Source organism: Pseudoalteromonas sp. B62 (assembly GCF_037162565.1).
Classification (GTDB): Bacteria; Pseudomonadota; Gammaproteobacteria; order Enterobacterales; family Alteromonadaceae; genus Pseudoalteromonas; species Pseudoalteromonas fuliginea.
The window spans coordinates 1,451,026-1,477,295 of record NZ_JARLVB010000002.1 but is presented as its reverse complement, the minus strand read 5'-3'; the positions used below and the strand labels follow the sequence as shown (position 1 = coordinate 1,477,295).

The 26,270-nt window shown below is 39.0% G+C and carries 16 protein-coding genes and 6 pseudogenes; 9 read left to right on the top strand and 13 right to left on the bottom strand.

The window, feature by feature from the left end; translation table 11 throughout:
* Window positions 1-54: 54 nt before the first annotated feature.
* The 5 genes and pseudogenes from P4S71_RS11180 to P4S71_RS11160 all read right to left on the bottom strand — a co-directional run bounded on the left by P4S71_RS11180 (window position 55) and on the right by P4S71_RS11160 (window position 4,901).
* Window positions 55-2,147 (bottom strand): annotated as a pseudogene (locus P4S71_RS11180) (type IV pilus secretin PilQ).
* Window positions 2,134-2,670 (bottom strand): pilus assembly protein PilP, encoded by a 537-nt coding sequence (locus P4S71_RS11175; RefSeq protein WP_007378658.1) that lies wholly within the window; start codon window positions 2,668-2,670, stop codon window positions 2,134-2,136. Before P4S71_RS11175 ends, P4S71_RS11180 begins: the two are co-directional and overlap by 14 nt.
* Entirely contained in the window at window positions 2,667-3,272 is a 606-nt protein-coding gene (locus P4S71_RS11170; protein WP_007378657.1) for a type 4a pilus biogenesis protein PilO, read from the bottom strand. The genes P4S71_RS11175 and P4S71_RS11170 overlap by 4 nt, the downstream gene beginning before the upstream one ends.
* Window positions 3,262-3,834 (bottom strand): PilN domain-containing protein, encoded by a 573-nt coding sequence (locus P4S71_RS11165; RefSeq protein WP_007378656.1) that lies wholly within the window; start codon window positions 3,832-3,834, stop codon window positions 3,262-3,264. The genes P4S71_RS11170 and P4S71_RS11165 overlap by 11 nt, the downstream gene beginning before the upstream one ends.
* On the bottom strand, window positions 3,822-4,901 hold the full coding sequence (locus P4S71_RS11160; protein WP_007378655.1) for a pilus assembly protein PilM: 1,080 nt from the start codon (window positions 4,899-4,901) through the stop codon (window positions 3,822-3,824). The genes P4S71_RS11165 and P4S71_RS11160 overlap by 13 nt, the downstream gene beginning before the upstream one ends.
* A 131-nt stretch (window positions 4,902-5,032) precedes the next feature.
* Here P4S71_RS11160 and P4S71_RS11155 point away from each other — a divergent pair.
* Window positions 5,033-7,533, top strand: a pseudogene (locus P4S71_RS11155) (penicillin-binding protein 1A).
* Window positions 7,534-7,577: 44 nt separating this feature from the next.
* Here P4S71_RS11155 and metL read toward each other — a convergent pair.
* Both metL and metB read right to left on the bottom strand, forming a co-directional pair.
* Window positions 7,578-9,923 carry a bifunctional aspartate kinase/homoserine dehydrogenase II gene (metL, locus tag P4S71_RS11150; protein ID WP_337119766.1) on the bottom strand — a complete coding sequence of 782 codons (2,346 nt, stop codon included), beginning with the start codon at window positions 9,921-9,923 and terminating at the stop codon, window positions 7,578-7,580.
* Between the two features lie 5 nt (window positions 9,924-9,928).
* A complete protein-coding gene (gene metB, locus P4S71_RS11145; protein WP_096792367.1) occupies window positions 9,929-11,176 on the bottom strand; it encodes a cystathionine gamma-synthase in 1,248 nt (415 codons plus the stop codon).
* Between the two features lie 199 nt (window positions 11,177-11,375).
* Here metB and metJ point away from each other — a divergent pair, with 199 nt between their 5' ends.
* Complete coding sequence (gene metJ, locus P4S71_RS11140) at window positions 11,376-11,696, top strand: met regulon transcriptional regulator MetJ (protein ID WP_007378651.1); 321 nt, start codon at window positions 11,376-11,378, stop codon at window positions 11,694-11,696.
* A 72-nt stretch (window positions 11,697-11,768) separates the two neighbouring features.
* On the opposite strand, the gene P4S71_RS11135 is transcribed toward metJ, so the two are convergent.
* Both P4S71_RS11135 and rpmE read right to left on the bottom strand, forming a co-directional pair.
* Entirely contained in the window at window positions 11,769-13,010 is a 1,242-nt protein-coding gene (locus P4S71_RS11135) for a malic enzyme-like NAD(P)-binding protein (RefSeq protein WP_008137651.1), read from the bottom strand.
* Window positions 13,011-13,533: 523 nt separating this feature from the next.
* The gene (rpmE, locus tag P4S71_RS11130) at window positions 13,534-13,749 is read right to left on the bottom strand and encodes a 50S ribosomal protein L31 (protein WP_007377245.1); all 216 of its coding nucleotides are present in this window, start codon (window positions 13,747-13,749) and stop codon (window positions 13,534-13,536) included.
* Window positions 13,750-13,981: 232 nt separating this feature from the next.
* On the opposite strand from rpmE, the pseudogene priA reads away from it, so the two are divergent.
* The 5 genes and pseudogenes from priA (at window position 13,982) to P4S71_RS11105 (ending at window position 19,089) form a co-directional block, all read left to right on the top strand.
* A pseudogene (priA, locus tag P4S71_RS11125) lies at window positions 13,982-16,166 on the top strand (primosomal protein N').
* 20 nt (window positions 16,167-16,186) lie between these two features.
* Window positions 16,187-16,714, top strand: coding sequence for an SPOR domain-containing protein (locus P4S71_RS11120; RefSeq protein WP_007377247.1), 528 nt, complete (start codon window positions 16,187-16,189; stop codon window positions 16,712-16,714).
* 79 nt (window positions 16,715-16,793) lie between these two features.
* Window positions 16,794-17,312, top strand: a complete 519-nt coding sequence (hslV, locus tag P4S71_RS11115) for an ATP-dependent protease subunit HslV (protein ID WP_002958366.1) — start codon at window positions 16,794-16,796, stop codon at window positions 17,310-17,312.
* 11 nt (window positions 17,313-17,323) lie between these two features.
* Entirely contained in the window at window positions 17,324-18,652 is a 1,329-nt protein-coding gene (gene hslU / locus P4S71_RS11110) for an HslU--HslV peptidase ATPase subunit (protein ID WP_007377248.1), read from the top strand.
* Between the two features lie 62 nt (window positions 18,653-18,714).
* Window positions 18,715-19,089, top strand: coding sequence for a gamma-butyrobetaine hydroxylase-like domain-containing protein (locus P4S71_RS11105; protein WP_007377249.1), 375 nt, complete (start codon window positions 18,715-18,717; stop codon window positions 19,087-19,089).
* A 30-nt stretch (window positions 19,090-19,119) separates the two neighbouring features.
* Here the strand turns inward: P4S71_RS11105 and P4S71_RS11100 are convergent, their stop codons facing one another.
* From P4S71_RS11100 to P4S71_RS11090, 3 genes and pseudogenes are all read right to left on the bottom strand, one after another.
* Entirely contained in the window at window positions 19,120-21,000 is a 1,881-nt protein-coding gene (locus tag P4S71_RS11100; RefSeq protein WP_337150663.1) for a methyl-accepting chemotaxis protein, read from the bottom strand.
* Window positions 21,001-21,119: 119 nt separating this feature from the next.
* A pseudogene (locus P4S71_RS11095) lies at window positions 21,120-22,150 on the bottom strand (MJ1255/VC2487 family glycosyltransferase).
* Window positions 22,147-22,685 (bottom strand): annotated as a pseudogene (locus tag P4S71_RS11090) (phosphatase PAP2 family protein). The pseudogenes P4S71_RS11095 and P4S71_RS11090 overlap by 4 nt, the downstream one beginning before the upstream one ends.
* A gap of 205 nt (window positions 22,686-22,890) precedes the next feature.
* Between P4S71_RS11090 and rraA the strand changes: the two are divergent.
* Together rraA and P4S71_RS11080 are read left to right on the top strand one after the other, a co-directional pair.
* Entirely contained in the window at window positions 22,891-23,388 is a 498-nt protein-coding gene (gene rraA, locus P4S71_RS11085; protein ID WP_007377253.1) for a ribonuclease E activity regulator RraA, read from the top strand.
* Window position 23,389: 1 nt separating this feature from the next.
* Window positions 23,390-24,438: pseudogene (locus P4S71_RS11080) on the top strand (formimidoylglutamase).
* A gap of 41 nt (window positions 24,439-24,479) precedes the next feature.
* Here P4S71_RS11080 and P4S71_RS11075 read toward each other — a convergent pair.
* The gene (locus tag P4S71_RS11075) at window positions 24,480-26,162 is read right to left on the bottom strand and encodes a bifunctional diguanylate cyclase/phosphodiesterase (RefSeq protein WP_337151618.1); all 1,683 of its coding nucleotides are present in this window, start codon (window positions 26,160-26,162) and stop codon (window positions 24,480-24,482) included.
* Window positions 26,163-26,270 lie beyond the last annotated feature (108 nt).

The following is a 26,270-nucleotide window of genomic DNA, read 5'->3' as shown; positions in this document are numbered from 1 at the left end:
AACGAGCAATTAATCTGAATAATCGCCCATTGGTTAACAAAAATACGCCTAATTTTAGTCTATTTGTATTTTTGGTGTTACAAAAATAAGTAATTCTCTCTTTTCGTTAAACTCACTTGTACTCTTAAACAGCCTTCCTAAGTACGGAATATCACCAAGTAGAGGTACTTTTTTAGTCGAATTTATGATTTGCTGCTGAAAAATACCGCCGAGCACGATTGTTTGCCCATTTTCCACTAGCACTTGTGTCTGAATTTGCTGAGTATCAATTGCAACAGCTGGCCCAGTTCCTGTTTGAACTGTATCTCCTCGCGTATCTTGAGTAATAATTAAATCCAAAATAACTTTATTATCAGGAGTTATATGAGGTGTTACTTGTAAACTCAGTACTGCTTTTTTAAAGCTAACCGTTGTCGCACCACTAGAAGCTGACTCAACATAAGGTATTTCAGTACCTTGCTCTATTCGTGCTTGTTGTTGGTTTGCAGTAGTAATACGAGGGCTCGCAATAATCTCACCTTTGTTTTCTTCCTCAAGAGCTGTTAACTCTAAATCAATCAAAGTACCGTTAGCTAACTTGGCGATATGCATGCCGATACTTGCTGATGGGTTTGTCACGGGTAAATTCACGTTTAAACGATCAGAGATATCAGGAATGATACCATTTGATATTGTATTAGCGCCTTCAAGTGTACCTGATATGCCATCACTGCCCTGCTGGTCGCTAAACCCCCAACGCACACCTAAATCTTCGGTTACATTATCACGCACGGTTACCATACGTGATTCGATTACAACCTGTCTAACCGCTATATCAAGTGTTTCGACCATGCGTCGCACGCTCTCAATACTTTTGGCCGTATCTTTGAGTAATAATGTATTAGTACGCTTATCAACAGATACGCTACCACGTTGAGTGATAATACTATTTGTATCTGTTTTTAATAAATCAGCAAACTCTTCTGCTTTTGCGTAGTTTAAACGAATGTATTCACTGTAAAGCGGCTCTAAGTTTTCTACGTTCTGCTTTGCTTGTAAATCTTTAGCTTCACGTGCTGCAAGCTCTTCTGATGGGGCAACCATCAAAATAGAACCATCCATACGCTTGTCTAAGCCTTTAATTTTAAGTACAACATCAAGCGCCTGATCCCAAGGCACGCCATCTAAGCGTAATGTAATATTGCCTGTCACCGAGTCACTAGTGACTAAATTAAAGTCATTATAGCCCGCTATGATTTGTAACACTGCACGAACAGAAATATCTTGAAAATTTAATGTCATTAGGCGGCCTTGGTAATCTTTACCACCATCTAAATATGCATTTTGCGTTTCGTCTTTTTCCACCGTTAAAGTAAGAATATTATCTATTTGTTGGTAGGTAAAAGTAAAAGCGGCATTTGGTTCAATAACAACGCGGCTTAATCCATCTTCTTTAAAAGTTTCAATGCTGCTTACTACGGTGCCAAAATCGAGCACATCTAACTCATACAGTAAGTCATCTAAAATATCTGTATGATGAAAATCAGCAATAATTTTACCACCACTTTCATGCACTTCTATTGCGGCTTGCGTATCTTGTAAGAACACCAGTATTTTTGCCTCGCCCTTCTCCCCCGACGAAAGTCAATAGACTGAATCCGATTGATATAATTTCCAGACACTGCATCAGAGTTAGTTGCTTCATCATCAACGTCTTGCTCTGTTAATGGGTTATCAGAAACACGTAAAGACACTAAATTATTATTAACTTCCGTCTCATAGATTTTCAAACGAGTAAGATTTATTGTTACTTTTAATCCCTTATCAGTAAGTACATTAGTAACATTATTAATACCAGCTTGGTTTACCTGTACATTTTCAAGACCTTGCTCTAATTGTGCCGAATCAAACATCATTTCAATTCGTGCCGGGCTATTAAATACTTGTATTTTTGGTTCTTGCGTTAACTTTTCATCAAATACCAGCTGCAACTCGGTTTCACCCTTGAGTAATGGGTTATAACGAATATCATAGAGCAACGGCGCTGCAATAGCTGAATTGGCTATAACCAGAGCTAAAGTTGCAAATAGAGCTCGTTGAATACGGTTGTGCCAAAGTACACCCTTATGCATTTTGTTCTTACCTTTTTTGTTATTAACCTGCGCCATTGGTTGCCGCCTCTAACATTTCTAATTTAGTCAGGCGCTCTTTCCAACAACCAGACCCATCTGGGATTAATTCTATTAACTCAATATAATCATTATTTACTGATTGTACTTTGCCATCATAGCTACCTAAATAATTACCGACTGTAATACGATGTAAAGTATCGTCTGTAGCTGTAATGAGCGCCCAAGCTTGTCCACTTGATCCGATTGTTCCTTTCATAGATAAATTATCCAGTGGGTATTTTTCTAAGGTTTCACGTTGGCGTTCAGGATCCGGATGTAAACAATTTTTAACTTGAGTTAATTTGTTTTGGATTATTTCAGGCTGCGGGGCCACAAAAGGACTCCTTAGCTGCCCAGCGTTATATTCAAAATGCTCGAACTTTGTTAATTCAGGAATTGCTTCAACTCTAGCAGTCGTACTCGCTTTAACTTGATCTATAAACTCTTTTTGTTCTGAGGTATCGTCGTTACAACCACTTAGCAGGAGAGCAACTATAGGAATAAAGGAAAAATGCTTCACTTTACCTCCCCTTCTTCATAGCGATAAGTTTTTGCCACCACACTAAATGTTAACTGCTTTTCGCCTGAGGATGAAATAGAAAAGTCGTGTAAGCTCACAATACGCGGCAATTGAGCCACTTTTCCCACAAATTCACCAAACTCATGATAAGTACCTACAACCTCTATTTTAATAGGTAGCTCAGTATAAAATTCTTTTTCAACTTCTGGCAGCCAGCCAATCTTTAAAAAAGTTAAACCACTTGTAGTTCCCACATAAGATAAATCATCTAATAAACCAGGGGTTTCATTTGAGGTTGGTAAACGCTTTAATAATTGAGAAAATTTCTCCTCCATTTTAAGCATTTGTTCACGATAAATATCAAGCCTGCTGGCTACAGCATATTTGGTACGATAAGTTGTCCGTAATTCAACTTCTTTTGTAACCGCATTATGGTAACTATCAATTTCATCAGATACCAATAAGCTATAACTAAAAAACAGCACTAAAGCAGCAACAAATGTAGCGCAAATAACCTTAACAGCAATTGGCCATTCGCCAATATTATCAAGTTCAATTTCATTCCAATCAATATCACTAAACGCTTTTAAATCAAGGTTCATTTGGAACCTCACCAATTTTATCAAATGGTTTAACGTAAAACTCCATATTGAAATCACTAAGTAAACGAGAAGATTGATTGCCAGCAACAATGCCTTGCATTGTTGGGCGCTCTAATAAATATGAGTTTTGTACTTCTCTAAGCATGTTGGAGAGGCGGTTATTTGATTCACTGCGCCCTAATACATGAATTCTATTGCCTCGACGTTCTAACTTAGTTAAATAAACACCAGCGGGGACTATTTTAGCAACTTCATCCATTATTTGAGTGCCTAAGTTACGACTGCTCTGTAATTCTTCAATTAGATGCATACGTTGTTGTAAGTTTTCTTTCCTATAATCTAAATCTCTAATATCACTAATTTTCTTATCTAATAGACTAATTTCTGAACTGAGGTAGTTATTTTTTAAATTCTGTCCATCCTTTAAAGCAGTATAGAACGAGTTCAATACATACATACTTGCAAAACAAACAATAACAACAGCAATTAAAATAGTAACAAATTTCTTTTTTGACTCTTCGCGTTGCAATTCACGCCAAGGTAATAAATTTATATGTGGCATGATGAAAAATTCCTTAATGCCAGTCCTGTCGCAATAGCAAACTGTGTTCTATGGCGTTGCATTACATTACGGTCTACCTTGGGAGAAATTTCCATATTCGTAAACGGTTCTACAACAATGGAGTGGATACCAAGTTCTTCTATTAATAAACGATCTAGCCCATTTATCATGGCAGTTCCACCGGTTAGAACAATATAATCAATTTGGTCTTTACCGCTGGTAGTCAAAAACATCTGTACCGCTCGACGTACTTGTTGAAGTAATGATGTTTGAAAAGGAGCAAGTACTTCAAAAGTGTAATTTGGCGGAAGATCACCCGATGTTTTTCCAATTTCAGCTTCATCGAACCCTTTATTATAGTAAGCAACAATACTATTGGTATATTGATCGCCGCCAAAAACTTGATCGCGGGTATATATTGTTTCACCGGCTTGTACAACACTCACCAACATCAACACAGCACCAATATCAACTACAGCAACACACTTATTAAAGGCATCGCTTGGTAACTGCTTGTAATAAACATCCATCGAGCGGCTCAATGCATAGCTTTCTACATCAACAACTTTCGCTTCTAAATTGGCAACTTCTAAAGCACCAACTCGCGCTTCGACACTTTCTGTGCGGGCTGCAGAAAGTAACACATTCATTTTACTTGGATCGGCTTCATTTGTTGATAATTTTTCAAAATCTAAGCTAACTTCATCAAGGGGGTATGGAATAAGGCTATCAGCCTCAATTTCAATTTGTGATTCAAGTTCAGCGTCAGTTAATGACACATCCATAAAAATAACTTTAGTAATAACTGTTTGGCCAGAGACGGCTACAGCAGCAGATTTTAGTGATTTTGGTAACTTTCTTTTTAATTTTGATATTACATTACCAATTGCTTCAATATCTTGAATAATACGTTCGCTCATTGCGCCCTTAGGCATTGGTTCAATCGCTAATGCTTCAAGACGAAATCCAGTTTCAATTTCACTTAAAAGTACCGCCTTGATAGAGTGCGATCCAATATCAATTCCTACCATCATTTTTGACGGCTTTTGAAATAGTTGACTTAGCATGTTTGAAACTTGGCCTTTGTTTTAATAATAAACAAGTTATAATTTTTATCTTAAAAAATATTATTCATTTTTTAATCAATATATACTAGCAGTCTCCATACATAATTGGGAGTCCATTTAGGGAAATATAAGTGATTTTATTAAAACGAACTTTACAATTTTTTATCATTTGCACATTACTTGGGCTGATTACTTTAATCAGTCTTTATTACTACGTTAAACCTGATATTCCAAGTGTGCAAGTTTTAAAAGATGTGCAATTACAAACTCCTATGCAAGTATTCACTAAAGATGGCCTTCTGATCAATCAATTTGGTGAAAAAAGACGGATCCCCGTAACGATTGACGAAATACCAAAACCTTTAATAAATGCATTTTTAGCAACTGAAGATAATCGTTTTTATGACCATGTGGGAATAGACCCTATTGGTATTGTTCGTTCTGCATTGGTTTTGATTTCAACAGGCGAAAAAAAGCAAGGTGCAAGTACAATAACAATGCAGCTAGCTCGAAACTTCTTCTTAACTCGTGAAAAAGCTTATATTCGTAAAGTTAAAGAAATTTTTATAGCGCTTCATATAGAAAATTTACTAACGAAAGACGAAATTCTTGAACTCTATTTAAACAAAATAGAACTAGGTAACCGTGCTTTTGGTATTGGCGCTGCTGCACAGGTATATTACGGAAAAGAATTAAAAGATCTTACACTTGCCCAAATGGCGATGATTGCCGGCTTACCCAAAGCGCCATCAGCCTTAAACCCGATCCGTAACCCAACTCGCGCAAAATCTCGTCGCAATGTTGTTCTTGGCCGCATGTTAACAGAAAACTACATAACACAAACACAATACAACGATGCCATCAGGCAACCTATTACAGCTTATTTTCACGGTGCAGAAATTGATCTGTATGCTCCTTATATTTCTGAAATGGTGCGTGCAGAAATGGTGGCACGTTACGGAATCGATAAAGCCTATAACTCAGGTTATAAAATATTTACTACTGTTGAGTCACAAGTTCAAAAAGCGGCACAAACAGCACTCATCAATAATTTACACAATTATGATATGCGCCATGGTTATAGAGGCTCTGTTAAAACGTTGTGGGATCCAGAAACACAGCCTGTATTTAGCAAGTCTCAAATACTCAGTGAGCTAAAATCTGTAAATGAGTTTGGCCAATTAAAAGCGGCCGTTGTAATCGCAGTGAATGACAAAACAGCTGATGTATTACTTAAAAGTGGCGAGCAAACCACACTAACTTGGGATAACCTAAAGTGGGCTCGTAAATACATTACGCGTTATCGCCAAGGCTTTGCACCTAAAGCAGCCAATGAAATACTCGCACCCGGCGAACAAATTTGGTTACGTAAAAATACCGACGGTAGCTATTTACTTAGCCAAATTCCTGAAGCATCTAGTGCCATCGTTTCTCTTGACCCACAAAATGGGCGCATTAAAGCGATTGTGGGTGGTTATAGTTTCGAACAAAGTCAATATAACCGAGCAGTACAAGCTAAGCGCCAAGTAGGCTCTAATATAAAACCTTTTATTTACTCTGCTGCACTGGAAAAAGGCTACACCTTAGCCTCAATATTAAACGATGCACCAATTAACCAATGGGATAAAAGCCAAGGTGTTGCATGGCGACCAAAAAACAGCCCCGCTGTTTATAATGGACCTATTCGTATTCGTCGTGCTTTAGCACAATCTAAAAACGTTATTTCGGTGCGCTTGTTACGCGGAGTTGGCCTACAGCGTACGGCAGAGCACCTACTAAAATTTGGCTTCAAAAATTCAGATATTAATCGCAGTGAATCACTTGCGCTTGGTAGCGCTTCTATTACGCCGCTTGAACTTGCACGCGGTATGAGTGCTTTTGCAAATGGCGGGCATTTAATAGAACCCTACTTCATTTCTGAAATTCAAGATGCTTATGGTGACGTGTTATTTAAAACAAACCCAACAGAAGCTTGTGACGATAGCGATAGTACGTTAAGCGTATTGAACAACGATGTAACAATGCAGAATTTCGAAACTGAAAAGCAACAAGAAAAAAATGCGCACCACGGATTATCTCTAAACAGAATGCATTTTTAATTGCTGATGCAATGCATAGTGGTATTTGGGGCGGTGGTAGTTGGGCACATAAAACAGGCTGGAGCGGAACAGGCTGGCGTGCTCAAGCATTAAAGAGACGTGATCTCTCAGGTAAAACAGGCACGACTAATGACTCAGTAGATACTTGGTTTAGTGGCTTTAATCGTAATGTACTAACGTCTGTATGGGTTGGGTTTGATAACCCCGGTAACTCGTTAGGCCGCTCAACATATAATAACAACCTTGATAGCAGTCAAATCTCAGGGGCAGAGTCAGGGGCTAAAACGGCGCAACCAGCATGGATTGAGTTTATGAAAGTAGCACTTGAAGATGCACCAGAAGCGCCTATAGAACCACCCGAAGACTTAGTATCTATTCGTATTGATTTAGCAACAGGTTTACTGAGCCACAAAAACGATTACACAAGCCGCTTTGAATATTTTGACAAAGGTACAGCCCCAACTAAGTATGTACTTTCCCAACCTACCGATATATTTGAGGAAGATACAAAAACAGAAGAAGAGCTATTTTAAATAGCGTTAAATAAAAACGGCAGCCACTTTAGGCTGCCGTAATGCTACCTTAAATTTTGGACCAGCCAATACAAATCAGAATGTACACCCGCTGCAGTGACCTCTTTACCAGCACCAGGGCCTTGGATAACGAGCGCGTTATCGCTATACCACTTACTATTTATAACAAAAATATTATCTCCTGGCGTTAAACTAGCCAAAACATCACTTTGTAATACATACGCGATACCGACTTTCGCTATTACTTCATTTTCTGCGATTTCGAGCAAGCCTGTATAACGAAGCACCGAATTTTGTGCCTTAGCTCTCTTTGCATGCTCTTGAATAAAGCTATCTAACTGGGATTTTTTACTTAAAAAATCATCCCAACTCCCTTGCGCAAGCTCATCAGGCATCAATGCCGAAAGACTAATATCCTCAAGATTTAATTCAACCCCCAACTCTCTGGCTAAAATAAGCAATTTTCGCTGCATATCACGCCCAGATAAATCCTCGCGAGGATCGGGCTCCGTAAAACCCATTTTTTGCGCTTCGAGCACTAAATCTGAAAATATAATCGAACCATCATACTTACTACACAACCACGATAACGTCCCAGAAAACACGCCCTCAATACGTGTTATTTTATCGCCACTATTTTGTAAATCAGCAAGCGCAAAATTAATGGGTAAACCAGCCCCCACACTGGTGTTATAACGCCAATGTAAGTTGCGTTCAGAGATACTTGTACGTAGTGCTTTATACCAATTAGTAGGAGCTGTACCTGCATACTTATTAGCACTTATTAAATGACAATCCATTTCTACAAAATCAGGATATAACCGGCTAAACTTTTCACTCGCTGTTATATCTACAATCACTTTATGTTCGTAATCAAGTTCATCAATTGCATTTAATAATGTTTGGTTTTGATAATCAGACGCTTCAAGTTGAAACTGGGTTTTCCATTGCGATACACCAATCCCATTAGGATTAAAAAGCATTTTTTGAGAGCGCACTAAGCCAACAAGCTTAATACTAAAGTCATCTGACAAGCGCTCAACTTGAGTAGATAACTGTTCAATAAACACCTCACCTACATTACCAAGTCCAGCGACTATTAAAGCAATTTCCTGGCCTTTGTTAATCAGCTTATCGTGTAATATGCTAAGTATATCGCTATCAATCACTTGATCAGTAAGTAATAAAATATAGCCGCTATCTTGGTGTGCAAATCGTGGTTCAATCGCATGTGAATTTAATAAATTAATCGCCAATAAGTGCAATTTACTAATATCTTGCTCTGGCGCTATCACAGCACACCCGTGTAAGCTCGATTCGTTAATATTAGCTCGACCTTCAAAATAGCTAATAACCTGATGCGTCGAAATAGCTGGCACAACTAAGTACGTCTCACCATTTTGACTAAAGTGATGCAAGCTATGCTGAATAAGCTGACTCACATGCGCAATATCTCCTTCACTTAAGTTTTCAACTATCAATAAATCAATATTTTGTAACGTTGTTATAAAGCGCTTTTGTTTGGCACTACCTTCTTTAACGATGTCAGTAGAGCTAGCTTGTACATCAAAACTACTTCGTACTGATAATTTTATATCCGTATTTTTAAGAGGAGATAATGTTTTAGCATGCAATACGGGGTTACCTAGCCGTGCTAATAAATTGGCCTGTCCACGACACACCTTCGCGTATTTAATCGCTTTACTAACTTTACGAGGGTCGGTACTAAATACACCTTGTGTATCAGTCCAAATACAGACTTGTTTTGCATGACAATAATTAGCGAGTAAGGTCGCACTATAATCACTTCCATTACGACCAAGCGTTACAGTATCCCCTGCTGTATTAGCTGCAATAAATCCAGTCACAACGTTAATTTTATTATGCGCAATTAAATTTGCGCACTGTTGAGTATTTTGTTCATGTAATAACTGCCCATCATTTAATGTAAATAAAGCACGCGCATCGTGAACACACGCATCAACATTAAGCTCCTGCAGGTAAGCAGCGAGTACGCGTGCTGACCATAACTCTCCATGAGCAAGCAATTGGGCTTCTTGTAGCTGCCCTGTTTGCGCTAACAGCGTTATTGTTGATAGCTCTTCATTCAATATTTTTAGAGCGTTACGCTTTGTATTAGCTTGTAATAACTGCTCTATTAAATCTATTTGATGATTATTTAACTGTAATAAAATATCAGCAATTACATGTGTATCTTGCTGCTGGTAACTTTGCCATAACTTAACTAGTGTATCGGTTGTTTTCCCAGCTGCTGATACCACAACGCAATCACCAGGTTGTGTGTGCTCTAATATAATACCCGCAACACTTTTGTAACGCTGCGCTGAACTTAAACTCGAACCGCCAAATTTATGTATATTTTTAGTCATGTTAGTTACCAAAGCGCGGGGTAAGCGGCACTTAACTTAGCATCACCGCTCGATGTTCCCGCACCTTTAGTTAATCGATTTGTATTGTTTTTTCTGCCAGGTTTTACAAGTGTAAATACACGTTCAAGATCTGCTAATAAATCTTCAATGTCTTCTATTCCGACAGAAACACGAATAAGCGTATCACCAACGCCGGCTTCTAAGCGCGCTGTTGCATCCATCCCTGCATGCGTCATGGTAGCAGGGTGGCATATTAAGCTCTCAACGCCGCCTAGCGACTCAGCTAAACTAAAGTTATGTAGACTAGTTAAAAAAGCCGCAGCATCGTTTATATCGCCTTTAATATCAAAGCTAACCATGCCACCAAAACCAAGCTGCTGTGCTTTCGCTAATTCATGTTGGGGGTGCGACTCAAGCCCAGGGTAATAAACTTGGCTAACGAACTCAGATTCTTCGAGATACTTAGCTATTGCTAATGCATTTTCTTGATGCTGCCTTAATCGCACATTTAAAGTACGTAAACCACGAAGCGTTAAATAGCTATCAAAAGGTGCCCCTGTGATACCAATGTTATTAGCCCACCAAGCAAGCTCGTCACCGATCTCTTGTGTTGCAGCAATAACAGCACCGCCCACTACATCTGAGTGTCCGTTAATATATTTAGTGGTTGAATGCACCACAATATCTACACCAAACTTAATCGGATTTTGTAAAGCAGGCGATAAAAATGTATTGTCAGCGGCCACCAGTGCGCCACACTGCTTAGCAATATCAGTAACCGCTTTAATATCAGTTAAACGTAGTACAGGGTTACTTGGTGTTTCAATCCAAATGAGTTTTGGTTTAATTACTAATATTTTTTGAAGACTTTCTGGTTTTGTTAAATCTAAAACCTCAAGCTTTAGCAAGCCACGCTTTTGCAGGGACGTAAATAAACGGTAGCTTCCACCGTAGCAGTCGTGTGGGATCACTAACGTGTCGTCGTGATTAAGCAGCTGAGTTGCTAAGTGTACAGCCGCCATGCCTGTGGCTGTAATTATGCCGCGTACTCCACCTTCGAGCTCAGCAAGGGTCTCGGCTAAGATATCGCGGTTAGGATTACCGCTGCGGCCATAATCATATTGGCGTTTAGTATCAAAATCGGCAAACGAATAAGTAGTCGATAAATAGATTGGCGCGACCACTGCACCGTGGTGTTTATCGGCTTCAACACCACTACGGACCGCAATGGTTGCTTTGTTTTTTTCGCTCATATTCGTCACCTGATTAATTTGGATGTTTAGACGTCTAAAAGAGTAGTTTATTCAATTTGAGAAGTCAAAACATTTAAACAGCTAGATGGCCAAACAACTAGTATTTGACTATCTTTTTTAAATCGATAGAATTTCACGCATATTCACACGCATTTTAGCGCATGTGAGCAATTAATAATCTGAGGCAACGATACATCTTATGGCTAAATGGAATGGTGAGTATATTCACCCATACGCAGAACACGGGAAAAAATCAGAACAAGTTAAGAAGATCACCGTTTCGATCCCACTGAATGTATTAAAGGTATTAACTGACGAACGTACTCGTCGTCAAATTAATAACCTGCGTCACGCAACAAACAGTGAGCTACTATGTGAAGCGTTTTTACATGCATTTACAGGTCAACCTTTACCTAATGACGATGACTTACGTAAAGACAACGCTGAAAAAGTACCAGAAGAAGTGAAAAAAATAATGCAAGAAATGGGGTTAGAAGTCCCTGTTTTAGATGACGAATAAATAGATAAAGTAAAATAAAAAAACCTCAGTAATTACTGAGGTTTTTTTATGATTAAATTTTACGGTATAGATTTACTGCATATAGCTTTCTGGCAAATCAATTTGTGCTACACCCGACTCAACAGCAGCAAGAGCAACCGCTCTTGCTATACGTGGTAATAAACGTGGATCCATCGGTTTTGGAATAATATATTGAGCACCAAATTCCAGCTTATCAACACCGGCGGCTTTTAAGACCTCTGCTGGTACAGGCTCTTTTGCAATGCTACGAATCGCTTCTACTGCTGCTATTTTCATTTCATCGTTAATTGCACTTGCGCGCACATCTAGTGCACCACGAAAAATAAACGGGAAACACAAAACATTATTCACTTGGTTTGGATAATCAGAACGCCCTGTCGCCATAATTAAATCGTTGCGTGCGCTGTGTGCAAGTGCGGGATCAATTTCAGGGTCGGGGTTTGAGCACGCAAACACAACCGGCTTATCAGCCATCAGTTTTAAATCATCGGCTGCTAACAAATTAGGCCCAGATACACCAACAAATACATCAGCATCAGCAATAACATCTTGCAACGTACGCTTATCCGTATTGTTAGCGAATAGTTGTTTGTACTCGTTTAAATCATCACGACGAGTATGAATAACGCCTTTACGGTCAAGCATGTAAATGTGTTCACGCAGTGCACCACACTTAATTAACAGTTCCATACAGGCAACTGCAGCCGCACCAGCACCTAAACATACTATAATAGCCTCTTCTATCGATTTCTCTTGCACTTCAAGTGCATTCAACATACCAGCGGCTGTTACAATTGCAGTGCCGTGTTGATCGTCATGAAAAACCGGAATACTACAGCGCTCAATCAATGCCTTTTCAATTTCAAAACACTCTGGGGCTTTAATATCTTCAAGATTAATACCACCAAATGTATCGGCAATATTAGCAACCGTGTTAATAAAGTCTTCTGTTGTTTTATGCTTCACTTCGATATCAATAGAATCAAGGCCTGCAAAGCGCTTAAATAACAGCGCCTTGCCTTCCATTACAGGCTTTGATGCCAAAGGGCCTAAATTACCCAAGCCCAAAATTGCAGTACCATTAGTGATAACTGCAACCATATTACCTTTACCGGTATATTTATAAGCATTTGCAGGATCAGCAGCAATTTCACGCACAGGTTCAGCAACACCTGGGCTATATGCTAAAGCTAAATCTTGAACCGTTTCGGCAGGCTTGGTTAGCTCAATGCTGATTTTTCCTGGAACGGGATGAGAATGGTAATGTAGTGCTTGTTCACGAAAGTCTGACATAACGCGATTGTATCCTGCAATTTAAGTTAAAGTGAGAGGTGTTGTCTGGGTTACGATACCCTTATTATTTTTAAATTCCAAGCAATATCAGGTCTATCCTGTTATATGCTAGATTCATTAATTTTAAGAGGTTTTTCAGTAACTTTGCGAAGATATAGCGACATTTCATAAATAGAAATTCATATAAAAAGCATTTTTAGAGGTACTTTTAGCCGCGAGCCGCTTTCTCTAAAAACGACTATCAAATTTTTAGTATAAATAACTATAAACAGCTTAATAGTCTACTTTAAAAACATTTATCTTCACGTTAGCTACATTTAACAACTTAGTTAAAAAATGAACACTTCAAAATATAGAGACTATTACGTACTTTGTCTGCAAAGGTTTATGCATACTCAGAATAAGAACAAGAAATAGTTATGCAAAGGAGATAACGTATAAATAGGCAGGAAAAGCACGTAAAGATAAATTTCAGGCACAAAAAAAGCACCCTAAGGTGCTTCTTTTAACTAAATAGCAAAAATTACTTCTTGCTACCAAGTGCACCGAAACGCTTGTTGAAACGATCAACACGTCCGCCAGTGTCTAAAACTTTTTGCTTACCAGTGTAAAACGGGTGACACGCAGAACATACGTCTAAGTGAATGTTTTTACAAAGAGTAGAGCTTGTTTCGAATTCATTTCCGCATGAACATGTTGCTGAAATTACTTCGTACTTAGGGTGAATACCTTCTTTCATAGAAACCTCTAGTTAAGGCCGCATCGCTCTCCAAACCCGTAGTTTGGTACCATACGTCGTTAAAACAAATTTGTTGGTGGCGGATTTTATCCAACAACTACCGAGCACACAAGGTTTAATTATAATTTTTTGCTAAAAAAGTAACCAAATAATAAAATGACTATAATTTGCTAGTAGGTTTTTAACTGTATATTTAGTACATTACACCATTAATTTTATTGGTTGAGTTGTTATGCGTTTTGTTGAAGTTGCTATTAAAGTCCCATTACCGCGCACCTTTGATTATAAAGTAGATGAACAGCTCTCAGGCTTGGTTTCTGATCTGAAGCCCGGAATGCGCGTTTTGGTACCCTTTGGTAATCAGCGTAAAGTGGCTGTTATATTAGCAGTAAAAAAGAGTACTGAAGTACCCGAGAGTAAAATTAAAAGCATTTTTGAAGTTATCGACGATACCCCAATATTATCTAGCGAACATTTAGATCTCCTTAGTTTTACAGCGCGTTATTATTGTTACCCACTCGGCGAAACGATTCATATAGCTCTGCCTAGTGCACTACGCCAAGGTGAATCACCAGACAAAACAAGCATTAACATGGTAATGCTTACCGAAAAAGGCGCTAAAGTACCATCATTAAAAGCTAAAACTCAACTCAACTTATTAAAACAGTTATCACAATCAGGTAAGTCATCGTTAACCGAACTAAAAGCACTTGGCTTTAGTAAAAAAACAATAGATAGCCTCATTGCTAAAGAACTCATCACACAAACTATCGAACACGATAACCAATGGCAAAGCGTTGCGCCAACCGTCGGTAGTAAACCGGTACTTAATAAAGAACAAGCAGTGGCCTGTACAGCAATCAATCAAAGTACCGGCTTTAGCAGCTTTTTATTAGAGGGCGTAACGGGCAGTGGTAAAACTGAAGTGTATTTACAGTGCTTAGAAGAAATATTAAAACGTGGCGAGCAAGCCCTCGTACTCGTGCCCGAAATCGGCCTAACACCGCAAACGGTAAACCGTTTTCGTCGCCGCTTCCCAGATACACCTGTTATGCTTTGGCACTCAGCACTTACCGACAATGAACGCCTACAAACATGGCGATTTTGTGAAAAAGGCAGTTGTGCGATAGTTATTGGCACACGTTCGAGTATTTTTCTGCCATTTTTAAAACTCGGTATGATTGTTGTTGATGAAGAACACGACTCGTCATTTAAACAACAAGATACCCTTCGTTACCATGCTCGTGATTTAGCCGCTTATAGAGCTTTTCAGCATAAAATTCCGCTTATATTAGGCAGCGCCACACCCGCGCTTGAAACGCTCCACAAAGCACTTAATAACAAATATCAGTTATTAAGCTTAACCGAGCGCGCGCAAACAGCCACCGACAACCAGTTTAAGTTACTCGATATGAAAGGTCAGCCCGACCAAGCAGGTATTGCACATGCTAGCCTTGCCACTATGCGACAGCATTTAAACCGCGGTAAACAGGTTATGGTGTTTTTAAATCGTCGAGGTTTCTCACCCACTCTTATTTGCCATGAGTGTGGCTGGCTAAGTGAATGTAAACGCTGCAGTACCAGCGCCACTTTTCACAAAGCGATTGGGCAAATGATCTGCCATCACTGTGGCGACCAGTACCCTGTTCCTCACCAATGCCCTGATTGTGGCAGCACGCAAATATTTCCTAACGGCAAAGGCACAGAGCAAATTGAAGAATTTTTATCAACCGAATTCCCTGATACACCCGTTACTCGCATAGACCGCGATTCAACTCGCCGTAAAGGTAGCCTTGAAAAGGCACTCGATGAAATTAACTTAGGGGGCGCGTATTTTAGTAGGCACACAAATGCTTGCTAAAGGTCATCACTTTGCAGATGTAAGCCTCGTTATAATTTTAGACGTTGATAGCGGGTTATATTCATGCGATTTTAGAGCGACAGAGCATTTAGCACAGTTAGTTACTCAGGTAGCTGGTCGTGCAGGACGTTCAGGGGAGCCTGGCCAAGTATTATTACAAACACACTTTCCAGAGCACCCACTTTTACAAGACTTAGTTAATAACGGTTATCAGGATTTTGCCCGTTTTGCCCTTAGTGAGCGCGATGATGCGGACTTACCACCCATTACAAATATGGCCATTGTCCGTGCACAAGGACATAGTATTAAACTAGTCGTCGATTTTTTGACGGATTTGGTTCCTGTGAATGGGGTATCTGGTATACAATTGCTCGGTCCGATCCCTGCACCTCTTGAAAAAGTCGCAGGTATGTATCGCTTTCAATTACATATTCAAGCGCAAGATCGTCGCATATTACATCAGTACCTTGCGCAAATGGTTGATTATTTAAGCTCAAGCAAACTTGCACAAAAAGTGCGCTGGAGCTTAGACGTAGACCCTATAGACATGATTTAGGTTAAGGCCAAAATAACGCTATGGCACAGCACGATTACATTAACAAAAAACCAGCAAATAGAAAAAACACTAAAAAAGCACCCACTAAAAAACCATTTCCAATTTTTTTAGTGAGCATTGCTATTTTACTTGTAGGTGGTTTCGTTTACGGATTATGGTTTATTAAAAGTAATGCCGATCCAAAACTTGTCGAAAAGCAAGCTCACCCAACTGCGCCTGAAAAAGTAGAAGTTGTTATTCCACGCACGCCGGAATTTATTAAAGAAATTAGAAACCACGAAATTCAAGTTGAAGTAAAAGAGCTTGAACAAAAAGGTCCTTATGTTATGCAATGCGGTTCGTTCAGAACTCATGCACAAGCTGAATCGTTAAAAGCTAAAATCGCATTTGCAGGGCTCATTTCTGAGATAAAACAGGCTGAAGGCAGCAATGGTACTTGGTATAAAGTGCGCCTAGGTCCTTATAAAACCAAACGCCAAGCCGAAAGCGATAAAAACAAACTTAAACGTGTAAAAATAGTCGGCTGCGGAATTTGGGGCTGGACTTGAAAATAAACCATTCACCCATATAACCTCATCATAATCGTTTTTTACGAGTTGCCTCTGCAGCTCGATGATGAGGAATAACATGACTACTATCGTAAGTGTTCGCCGCGGCGACAAAGTTGTAATTGGCGGCGATGGCCAAGTGTCCCTTGGTAACACCGTAATGAAGGGCAACGCCCGTAAAGTTCGACGTCTTTATAATGGCAAAGTAATCGCTGGGTTTGCCGGCGGTACTGCTGATGCCTTCACTCTTTTCGAACGCTTTGAAAGCAAATTAGAAATGCACCAAGGAAACCTAACTAAAGCCGCAGTAGAAATGGCTAAAGATTGGCGAAGTGACCGTGCACTTCGAAAACTCGAAGCACTGCTCGCTGTAGCAGACGAAACAGCCTCTTTAATTATTACCGGTAACGGTGATGTGGTTCAGCCAGAAAATGACCTAATTGCAATTGGCAGTGGTGGTAACTTTGCCCAATCAGCAGCAACAGCCTTATTAGAAAATACCGACTTAAGCGCTCGTGAAATAGTAGAAAAAAGTTTAACTATTGCAGGCAACATCTGCGTATTTACTAATAACTTCCAAACAATCGAAGAATTATAATAGGAACTATTATGTCTGATATGACCCCAAGAGAAATTGTTCACGAGCTAGATCAGCATATTATAGGTCAGGCTAAAGCTAAAAAAGCAGTGGCTATCGCGCTTCGTAATCGCTGGCGTCGTATGCAATTAAATGAAGATTTACGCAGCGAAGTAACACCAAAAAATATTTTAATGATTGGTCCAACCGGCGTAGGTAAAACAGAAATTGCACGCCGTTTAGCAAAATTAGCGAATGCGCCATTCATTAAAGTAGAAGCGACTAAGTTCACTGAAGTTGGCTATGTTGGTAAAGAAGTTGAGACAATCATCCGCGATTTAGTCGATGTATCAATTAAAATGACTCGCGAACAGCAGACTAAAAAGTTTAAACATCGCGCCGAAGAAGCAGCAGAAGAGCGCATTTTAGATGCCCTTTTACCTCCTGCAAAAGACCAATTTGGCGAAAGCCAACGCGACGATAATTCATCAACACGCCAAACATTCCGTAAAAAGCTACGTGAAGGTCAGTTAGATGATAAAGAAATTGAAATCGATTTAGCACAAGCACAACCAAACGTAGAAATTATGGCGCCTCCTGGTATGGAAGATATGACCAACCAGCTACAAAGCATGTTTCAAAACATGGGCGGCGATAAGCGTACTAAACGTAAACTAAAAATCAAAGAAGCCTTCAAACTATTAACGGAAGAAGAAGCCGCTAAATTAGTAAATCCTGAAGAGCTAAAAGAACAAGCTATTTTTGCAGTAGAGCAAAACGGTATTGTGTTTATTGATGAAATAGACAAAATTTGTAAGCGCGGCGATTCTTCAGGCCCTGATGTGAGCCGAGAAGGTGTTCAGCGCGACTTGCTACCGCTAATTGAAGGCTCAACAGTAAACACTAAACACGGCATGGTTAAAACTGACCATATGTTGTTTATTGCCTCTGGTGCGTTTCAGATGGCAAAGCCATCAGATATGATCCCAGAGCTACAAGGTCGCTTACCGATTCGAGTAGAACTTGAAGCACTCACTGCAGATGACTTTAAACGCATCCTTACAGAGCCTCATGCATCGCTTACTGAGCAACAACGCGAGCTACTTAAAACTGAACAGGTATCAATTGAGTTTAGTGATGATGCAATTGAGCGTATTGCTAAAGCCGCTTGGCAAGTTAACGAAAAAACCGAAAACATCGGTGCTCGTCGTCTTCATACTGTAATGGAAAGATTGATGGAAGAGATTTCATACGATGCTTCTGAAAAAGCAGGTTCGTCTTTAGTAATCGATGCCGCTTATGTTGAAAAACACTTAGGTGCACTTGTTGAAGATGAAGACTTAAGCCGCTTTATTCTATAAAACGAATATAAACGTTATACTAAAAGCCTCCATATTGGAGGCTTTTTAATGGGATATATTAAATGAAACACGTAACAAAAGTGCATTACCACAGTGTGAGTAAAAATCTAGATGTTTACTTTGATGATGACAGCCAAGCCGTCTTTAGCTGTGAATTTTTACGTGTTCACTCCCCTTCTGCTGAAGTACAAGGCCATGGCTCTGGTCCAATGAAGCTAGTACTTAATAAGCAAGATGTAGGAATAAAAAGTATTGCACCTGTTGGACACTATGCCTTGCGCTTAGATTTTGATGATGGCCATAATAGCGGGTTATTTAGCTGGCACTATTTTGTAAAACTGCAAGAGCAGCACGATACATTGTGGGCTGAATATTTAGAGCGTGTAATTGAGCTCAAGCAAAGTAAAGACAGTGTACCAATAAAGTTTATTCCTTAAACTTTATTGGTTATTTTTTACAAGCTTTATTTATACCTTAAACTTATCAATCGCGCTAAATAACACACGAGCCTGCTCAGATACTTCTTCACTTGTTTGTGCATTGTTCGCGGCATGCCCTGATGCATCTTGAGCAATATCACGAATACGCACTACATTTTTATTAACCTCTGACGCCACTTGGCTTTGCTCGTCAATTGCGACGGCTATTTGAGTACTCATTTCCATTATAGTTTGTACATCTTCCGTAATTGCACCTAATAATTCTCCGGCCTTAATCGCTTGCGAGGCACTTTCATCGCCTTGTGAACGACACTGATGCATAATACTCACAACTTCTTGAGTGCGCTGTTGTAATGTATTAATAATCCCTTCAATCTCGCTAGTAGACTCTTGTGTACGTTGTGCAAGTGAACGGACTTCATCTGCTACTACGGCAAAACCACGACCATACTCACCAGCTCGAGCAGCTTCAATTGCAGCATTAAGTGCGAGTAAATTTGTTTGCTCAGCAATACCACGGATCACATCAAGCACAGAACCAATTGTCTCCCCATCTTTTTCGAGCTGTGATACCACACTCGATGCATTCCCAAGGGATTCAGATAGGTCTCTAATATGCTTAACCGTTGAATCCACTTCATTACGCCCTTGCTGTGCACTTAAGTTGGTCGATTCCGCTTTTTTGGCTGCTGCTTCGGTATTATGAGAAATATCTTGAATAGTCGCCTGCATTTCAGTTGCCGCGGTTGCTACCATATCTGCTTCATGAAGTTGCTCTTGCATACCTGAACTTGTTGCTGCAGTGCTTTCTGATAAATGCTCAGTGGCTACATTAAGCGTATTTAAAGCCGTGTTGACTTCATTTATTAAGTTTCTAAAGTCACCAATGAGGCTATTAAAATCGATTGTCATGGTGGTAATTTCATCTTTACCTGTTTGCTCTATCATCACACTTAAATCATTATTACGACGAATGTCGTTAATGGTGTGATAAACACGCTCTATAGGTACAATGATTGAGTGACTGGTAAAGTAAACAAGCGCTAGAACAATCACACCTGCAATTACAAAAACCAAAATGGCTAAAAATTGTGCTTGCTCTACACTCTTTTCAACTTGTAGTTTTGTTTCTTTAACAATTTGAGTAACAATTACATCGCTTTTATTGACGCTTTCTCGCATCACACCTAACGCACCAGAATTAAGGTCTAAGCCTAATGTTGTTTGCGCTTGTACAAGTGTTTCAAACTCATTTTGATACATATCAATCAAAGGGGTTATTTTTGCTTTGTAGCTGCTTAGCAGATCAGTCGATGCTATCTGTTGCTTAAACGTATTTATGCCTCCATTAAATCGCTCTAAGTATTTAATATCAAATCTCAGCATAAAATCTTTTTCTGAGCGCCTAAGTTGCAACATAGATGATAAAAGCTTGTAGTTTTGCTGCTCTTTCAGCAGTACTTCGACTTCATGTACAGCAGCTCTGAGCTTACCATATAAGCCATCTTTAGGATTCAGCCCAATCTCTTTTTGTAATTTAACAACAGTATTAAAATCATTGTTATAGCTATTAATTAGTTGCTCAAAATGCTCAACCTGAGCAGCAGAAATATCTTGTTGGCTCATTGATTGCTTTAATTTTGTAATTTTACTACTTAACTGCTTAAAATCAGTTTCAAATTCAGTTAACGCTTCTTCGTTCTTATAAAATAGAAAATTTTTCTCATGTTTACGCAGTGCGAGTGCATGTACATTAAGCTCTTCTGCTAATTGAATAGTCTTATTTAAGTTTAAGGTTGTACGTGATTCAAAAATGATCACACATAAAAGAATCACCATAGCTAAACCAACAACGACTGCATTTAATTGCAAACGTCGTTTAATAGTTAAGTTTTGTAAAAAAATCATCGCAAGCGCCTTTATTAAATATGCTTTAATATTATAGCTTATTGAGTCAAAACAACTAATTAAATTAATAAATTTTATTTTATATAGTTATTTAGCGCTGTTAATTTTAGTTTTCATCATTATAAATTCACACTTCCCCATAAACCTTTATGTAATGAGTGTGTATTATTCCATTGTTTTTTAAGCAGCCAAAAAATCAAAGGAGCGGGATCACTGGGGTAATTAATCTGCTTATTTTGTGGCGCAGTATTCCAATCATCAAGCGCTTGGGGATTTAAATAACTCATTACATGTGCCATACCCATTGCAAGTAGCGTTTGTGCATTAGCACCTTGCTCAAACTGTCCGTCTAAAGGTTTTAATAATAATTTTTTTCCTAATTTTAATGCTTCACTAGCAAGCTCAAACCCTGCGTTTCCTATTACGCCACTTGTATTTGCTAAATCATTTAAAAAGCCAGTGCGTGAAGGGGAACGCAAATGTATATGTCCAATAGATTGATTACAGGCGTGCGGGTGATAACAATAAAACTCTTTTTCGGGGAAGTCTTTTAAATAATCTATAATACTGTCTAAATTTTCGAAAGGTAAATACACCAATACTTTATTCATAACCGCCACTGGATTGCCATGTTGATGATTAGCGATAAAAGGGGAATAATATTATGCGCGAAAGGCTGCCAATGAACACCTAAATACGTATTGGCTGGTGCGTAGTATTTAATAAGTGACTTACGTAAAATCCCGCGACTAAACATAGGCACACTACTGGACAAAAATGCGGCCTGATGGCTAATTCCAACAACCGGAATTCCAGCCCTTTTTGCAGCCCATGCAGAAACTGGCTCAAAGTCATTGAGTACAAAATCATACTGTTTTACATCGAGCGACTTTATATCTGCAAGCAATTTACAAGGGCGCGCATTGCTAACTGTTCGATAGCTTTTTACTTGACCATTTTCTGTATCAAAAGATAACCCCCGAAAACTTTTATACTGCCCAAACTCTTGCATATCAAAGTAGTCTTTTTTAGCACGTCCCGAAAAAATATAATCAACATCAATTCCTAATTCCTTAAAACCACTAGCCATGACCCGAGCGCGAGTAATATGACCATTCCCAGTACCTTGAATACCATATAATATTTTCATTCAGGCACCACTAATGCTAAAGAAAATATCGCACATGAACTACCAACCACAGCACCTAGAATAATATCCGCGGGAAAATGAACCCCGAGTACAACTCGAGAAATTGCCACTCCCGAGGCCCAGCCAAATAGTAGCCAAGTATATTCAGGAAAAAATGGCTTAAGATCATCGCAACTAAAAACGCAGCTGCACTGTGTCCTGAAGGTAAACTAAATTTATCACTAGGTACTATGTAAGCGTTTGTAACTAAACAATCGCACGGCCGAACCCGAGCAAAACGATTTTTAGCTAAAAAGTAGATAGGTCTTTCTATCGCAAATCCGAGTAGCAAAGTTACTGGTAATAACTGATATGGTTCATTGTTACTTAACCACCATACAGCCCCACATATGAGTAGATAAAGGCCACCATCACCACTTTTTGATAGTCCAAATGCGATTACTTTCAGCCATGAAGGCGATTTACAATTAAACAGAGTTAAAAATAATTGCTCATCTATTTGAGCTACTTTTTTAAGCATATTATTACCATCCATCACTTACTCCTAGCTGCATAATATATGAACACTGTTTTAGCTTAGGTGTTGTAAATAACAATTGCGTGACGCTTTTAAGACACTATTGTTGCTTTTATTGATTCCCTTCTTATTTTGCCTAAATTTACTGCGATTAAGTCGTTGTTATTGCTTATGAGGAGGGTATACTGAGGTATAAATTAATGTACCTTTTGAGGATAAAATAATGGATTACAGCACTTCTGATTTATGCGACCACTTTGCTGATGTGGTTGACGTGCTAGAACCAATGTTCATCAACTTTGGTGGTCGCCACAGTTTTGGTGGTCGCATTAAAACGGTTAAATGTTTTGAAAATAATGAACTGATCCGCGAATTACTTTCTCAAGATGGTACTGGCTTAGTGCTTCTTATTGATGGCGGTGGTTCAACTCGTCGTGCGCTTATCGACATCGAAATAGCCGAACTTGCACTCGAAAATAACTGGAATGGCATTGTTGTATACGGCGCAGTACGTCATGTCGATGAGCTTGAAGAACTTGATTTAGGTATTCAAGCAATTGCCTCAATACCGGTTGCTGCCGACAGCGAAGGTGCTGGCGAAGACGCAATAGGTGTTAACTTTGCTGGTGTATCATTTTTTGATGACGACTTTATTTATGCTGACAGTACTGGCATTGTTTTATCTGCTGAAGAACTAGAATTGGAAATCGTAGAAGCATAACGTGACCAAGCATTTAAAGGTATATGATGAAAGCGCGGTTAAAGCGATTTGCTCTATCCGCGCAAACGAAAAAAAGCTTGGCAAGCAATGGCCTTGCTCGATACTCAAGTTAATGTGCAACAAGCACTTATTGATGCCGGACAGTTTGGTATTCGCTATGTATTACTCGGTATTTGCGAAGATATTGGCCCCAAAGCAAACCTAGGAAATGGCGGTGCAGACGGAGCGTGGCCGGCTTTTTTAAAGCGTTTTTTAAACCAACCTCATAATCAATTTATTGCTACACAAAAAGTACTTTTATTAGGTGAAGTCAATGTTGATGATCTAATGGCAAAAAGTAAGCAGCTTGATAATCAACAGCCTAAACAGTTAAATCAATTACGAGATTTATGTCAGCAACTCGATGAACGAGTAGAAAATGTATTATCCCTTGTATTTAAAGCAGGTCTTGAGCCAATTATTATTGGCGGGGGGCATAATAACTGCTTAGGTATTATTCGTGCTTTAAGCAAATATAAAAATACACCGGTTAATGCCATAAATTTTGATCCCCATGCCGACTTTAGAGACTGTGAAGGCCGTCACAGTGGCAACGGTTTCCGGTATGCGTACAACGAACAACTCTTAAATAATTATCACGTGATTGGTTTGCACGAACTGAAAAACAATCAAGCTATTCTTGAAGCTATGGCTAACGCTAATTTTAAATTTAATAGCTACCAATCGATAAAAGTGAGACGGGATATTACACTCACTCAAGCCGTTAATAATGCACTAAATAGCTTTGATAACTTACCACTTGGAGTTGAAGTAGATTTAGACAGCATTTCTTACATGCCAGTAAGTGCCTATACGTGCAGTGGATTTAACGTGGACGACAGTGAGCACTTTGTGCATTTAGCCGCTAAAAACCGTCAGTCTCAGTATTTACATTTATGTGAAGCTGCACCAAATCAGCATCCAAATGACGTTGAGAATGGCATGCAACACTGTGGGCAAGTAATTAGCGCGCTAGTGAATACCTATTTACAAGCTAAAGAAGGTCTTTAGTAAACGCCTTACTTTTATTGAAATAAAATTAATATTGCTATTTACCGTGAAGTAGGAGGAATATATTCCCCTTGTGTTAACTGCCACTGCTTTAGCCAGCTCATTAAACCAATACTACTCAATGGATGACCAAAGTAATAACCTTGTGCAGCATAAGCATTTAAACTTTTAACAAATCTCAGTTGCTCAAACGTTTCTACGCCCTCAAAAATAACTTTAGTCTTTTGCTGGTTATGCATTTCAACCATGCCACTAATTAAACTGCGTATATTATTTTGATTGCTAAAATCAGCAGTTAACGACGGTGCAACTTTAATATACTCAACAGCTAAATTGGGTAATTTAGACAGTAGTACTGGATTATCGCCGAGCCCATCAACACAGACTTTTAATCCAATGTTATTGAGCCTAGCAATCATCGCCCTACCTTTATTATCTAAATTGGTAAAAATGTGTAACGGGCATTCAACAATTAAATCCCCAGCCTCTAGTTGATGTTCACTTGTGATGCGGTCAACAAACTCAACAAACTCTTCGTTAAGCATTTCAGGACCAAATACATTAATACTAAGCGGTATTGCTATCCCTTCTATACGCAATGCCATTGCGAGTTCTGCCGCACGCTCTATCACAAAAGTAGCTAATGGATAAGCCAATCCTGCAATTCTAATATCATCAATAAATCTATTTGCAGATAAAATACCTTGCTTTGGATGCTGCCAACGTAACAACAGTTCTAAAAATTCTATTTTTCCATCATCATTACGAATAATTGGTTGAAAATAGAGCTCTAGTTCACTTGAAAAGTCGATATTAGCTAACTCTTTTAAGCGTGCTTGTTGCTCAAGTTGCTCTACCATCATTTGCTGATGATACGGGACCACCTTTCGTTGAGGGTGACTATCAAGCGCTAAATATGCGTAGGATATTAAATCATCAAAATTATTTTCTTGTGCCCCGCAATCCACATAACTTGCTCGTGCGTTAACCTCTACGGTACAGTTTGCAACGTTAAAAGGTTTTAATGTTGCACCAAGAATGTGCTCTATAACGTGCTCATGAAGATGATTTTGAGTCGCCAAACTACAAATAAAGGCAAAGTTAAGTCCACCTAAATGCGCCAGTTTTTCTTGCGACCCTAAATCAACAATCTCATCGTTTTCTAATAGTTTTTTTATTCTATTTGCTGATTGAGTCAGTAATAAGTCACCGAAATCTCGCCCTATTTGCTGGTTAACTTGTTCAAAGCCCTCTAGGCGAATAATGACTAGTGCTGCCTTTATGGGTGTATCATCACACCAGGCATAATAGCCTTCTCGTAACTTTTTTCTGTCTGCAAAGCTAGAAAGTGGTGAATTTTCAATAAATATTTCTTGCGCTTTATCTTCGACAATCACTTCCTCAGCCAATTCATCTTCACTGATAAAACCGGCAACAGCTAAGAATAAAATAGCGATAACAATCCAAAATAAAGGGATTGCTAATAATAAATGTGCAGAAAAAAGTACAACAAATAACAAACTAGCAAACGAGCTGATGATGATCAGAGTCCAATTACTACGCTCAAACGCCTGCCACAAATGAAAACAAAACCCAAAGGCAAGTAAAATAGCTAACCAAGCATTACCCAGACTTAAAATTGCTAAACCAACAGCAGCAATGCATAGGTAGCTAAACTTCATACCGCTATTTTTTATAGTAAATAAGGACGCGATCATCGCCATTAACAAGGCACCACTAAAAAATATCGGGAAGTTACTGTCGGTTAAAAAACTCAAATTAGCACCACTTGTACTCGCTAAAAAATTCAATAAAAGCATGTTTATTATGGA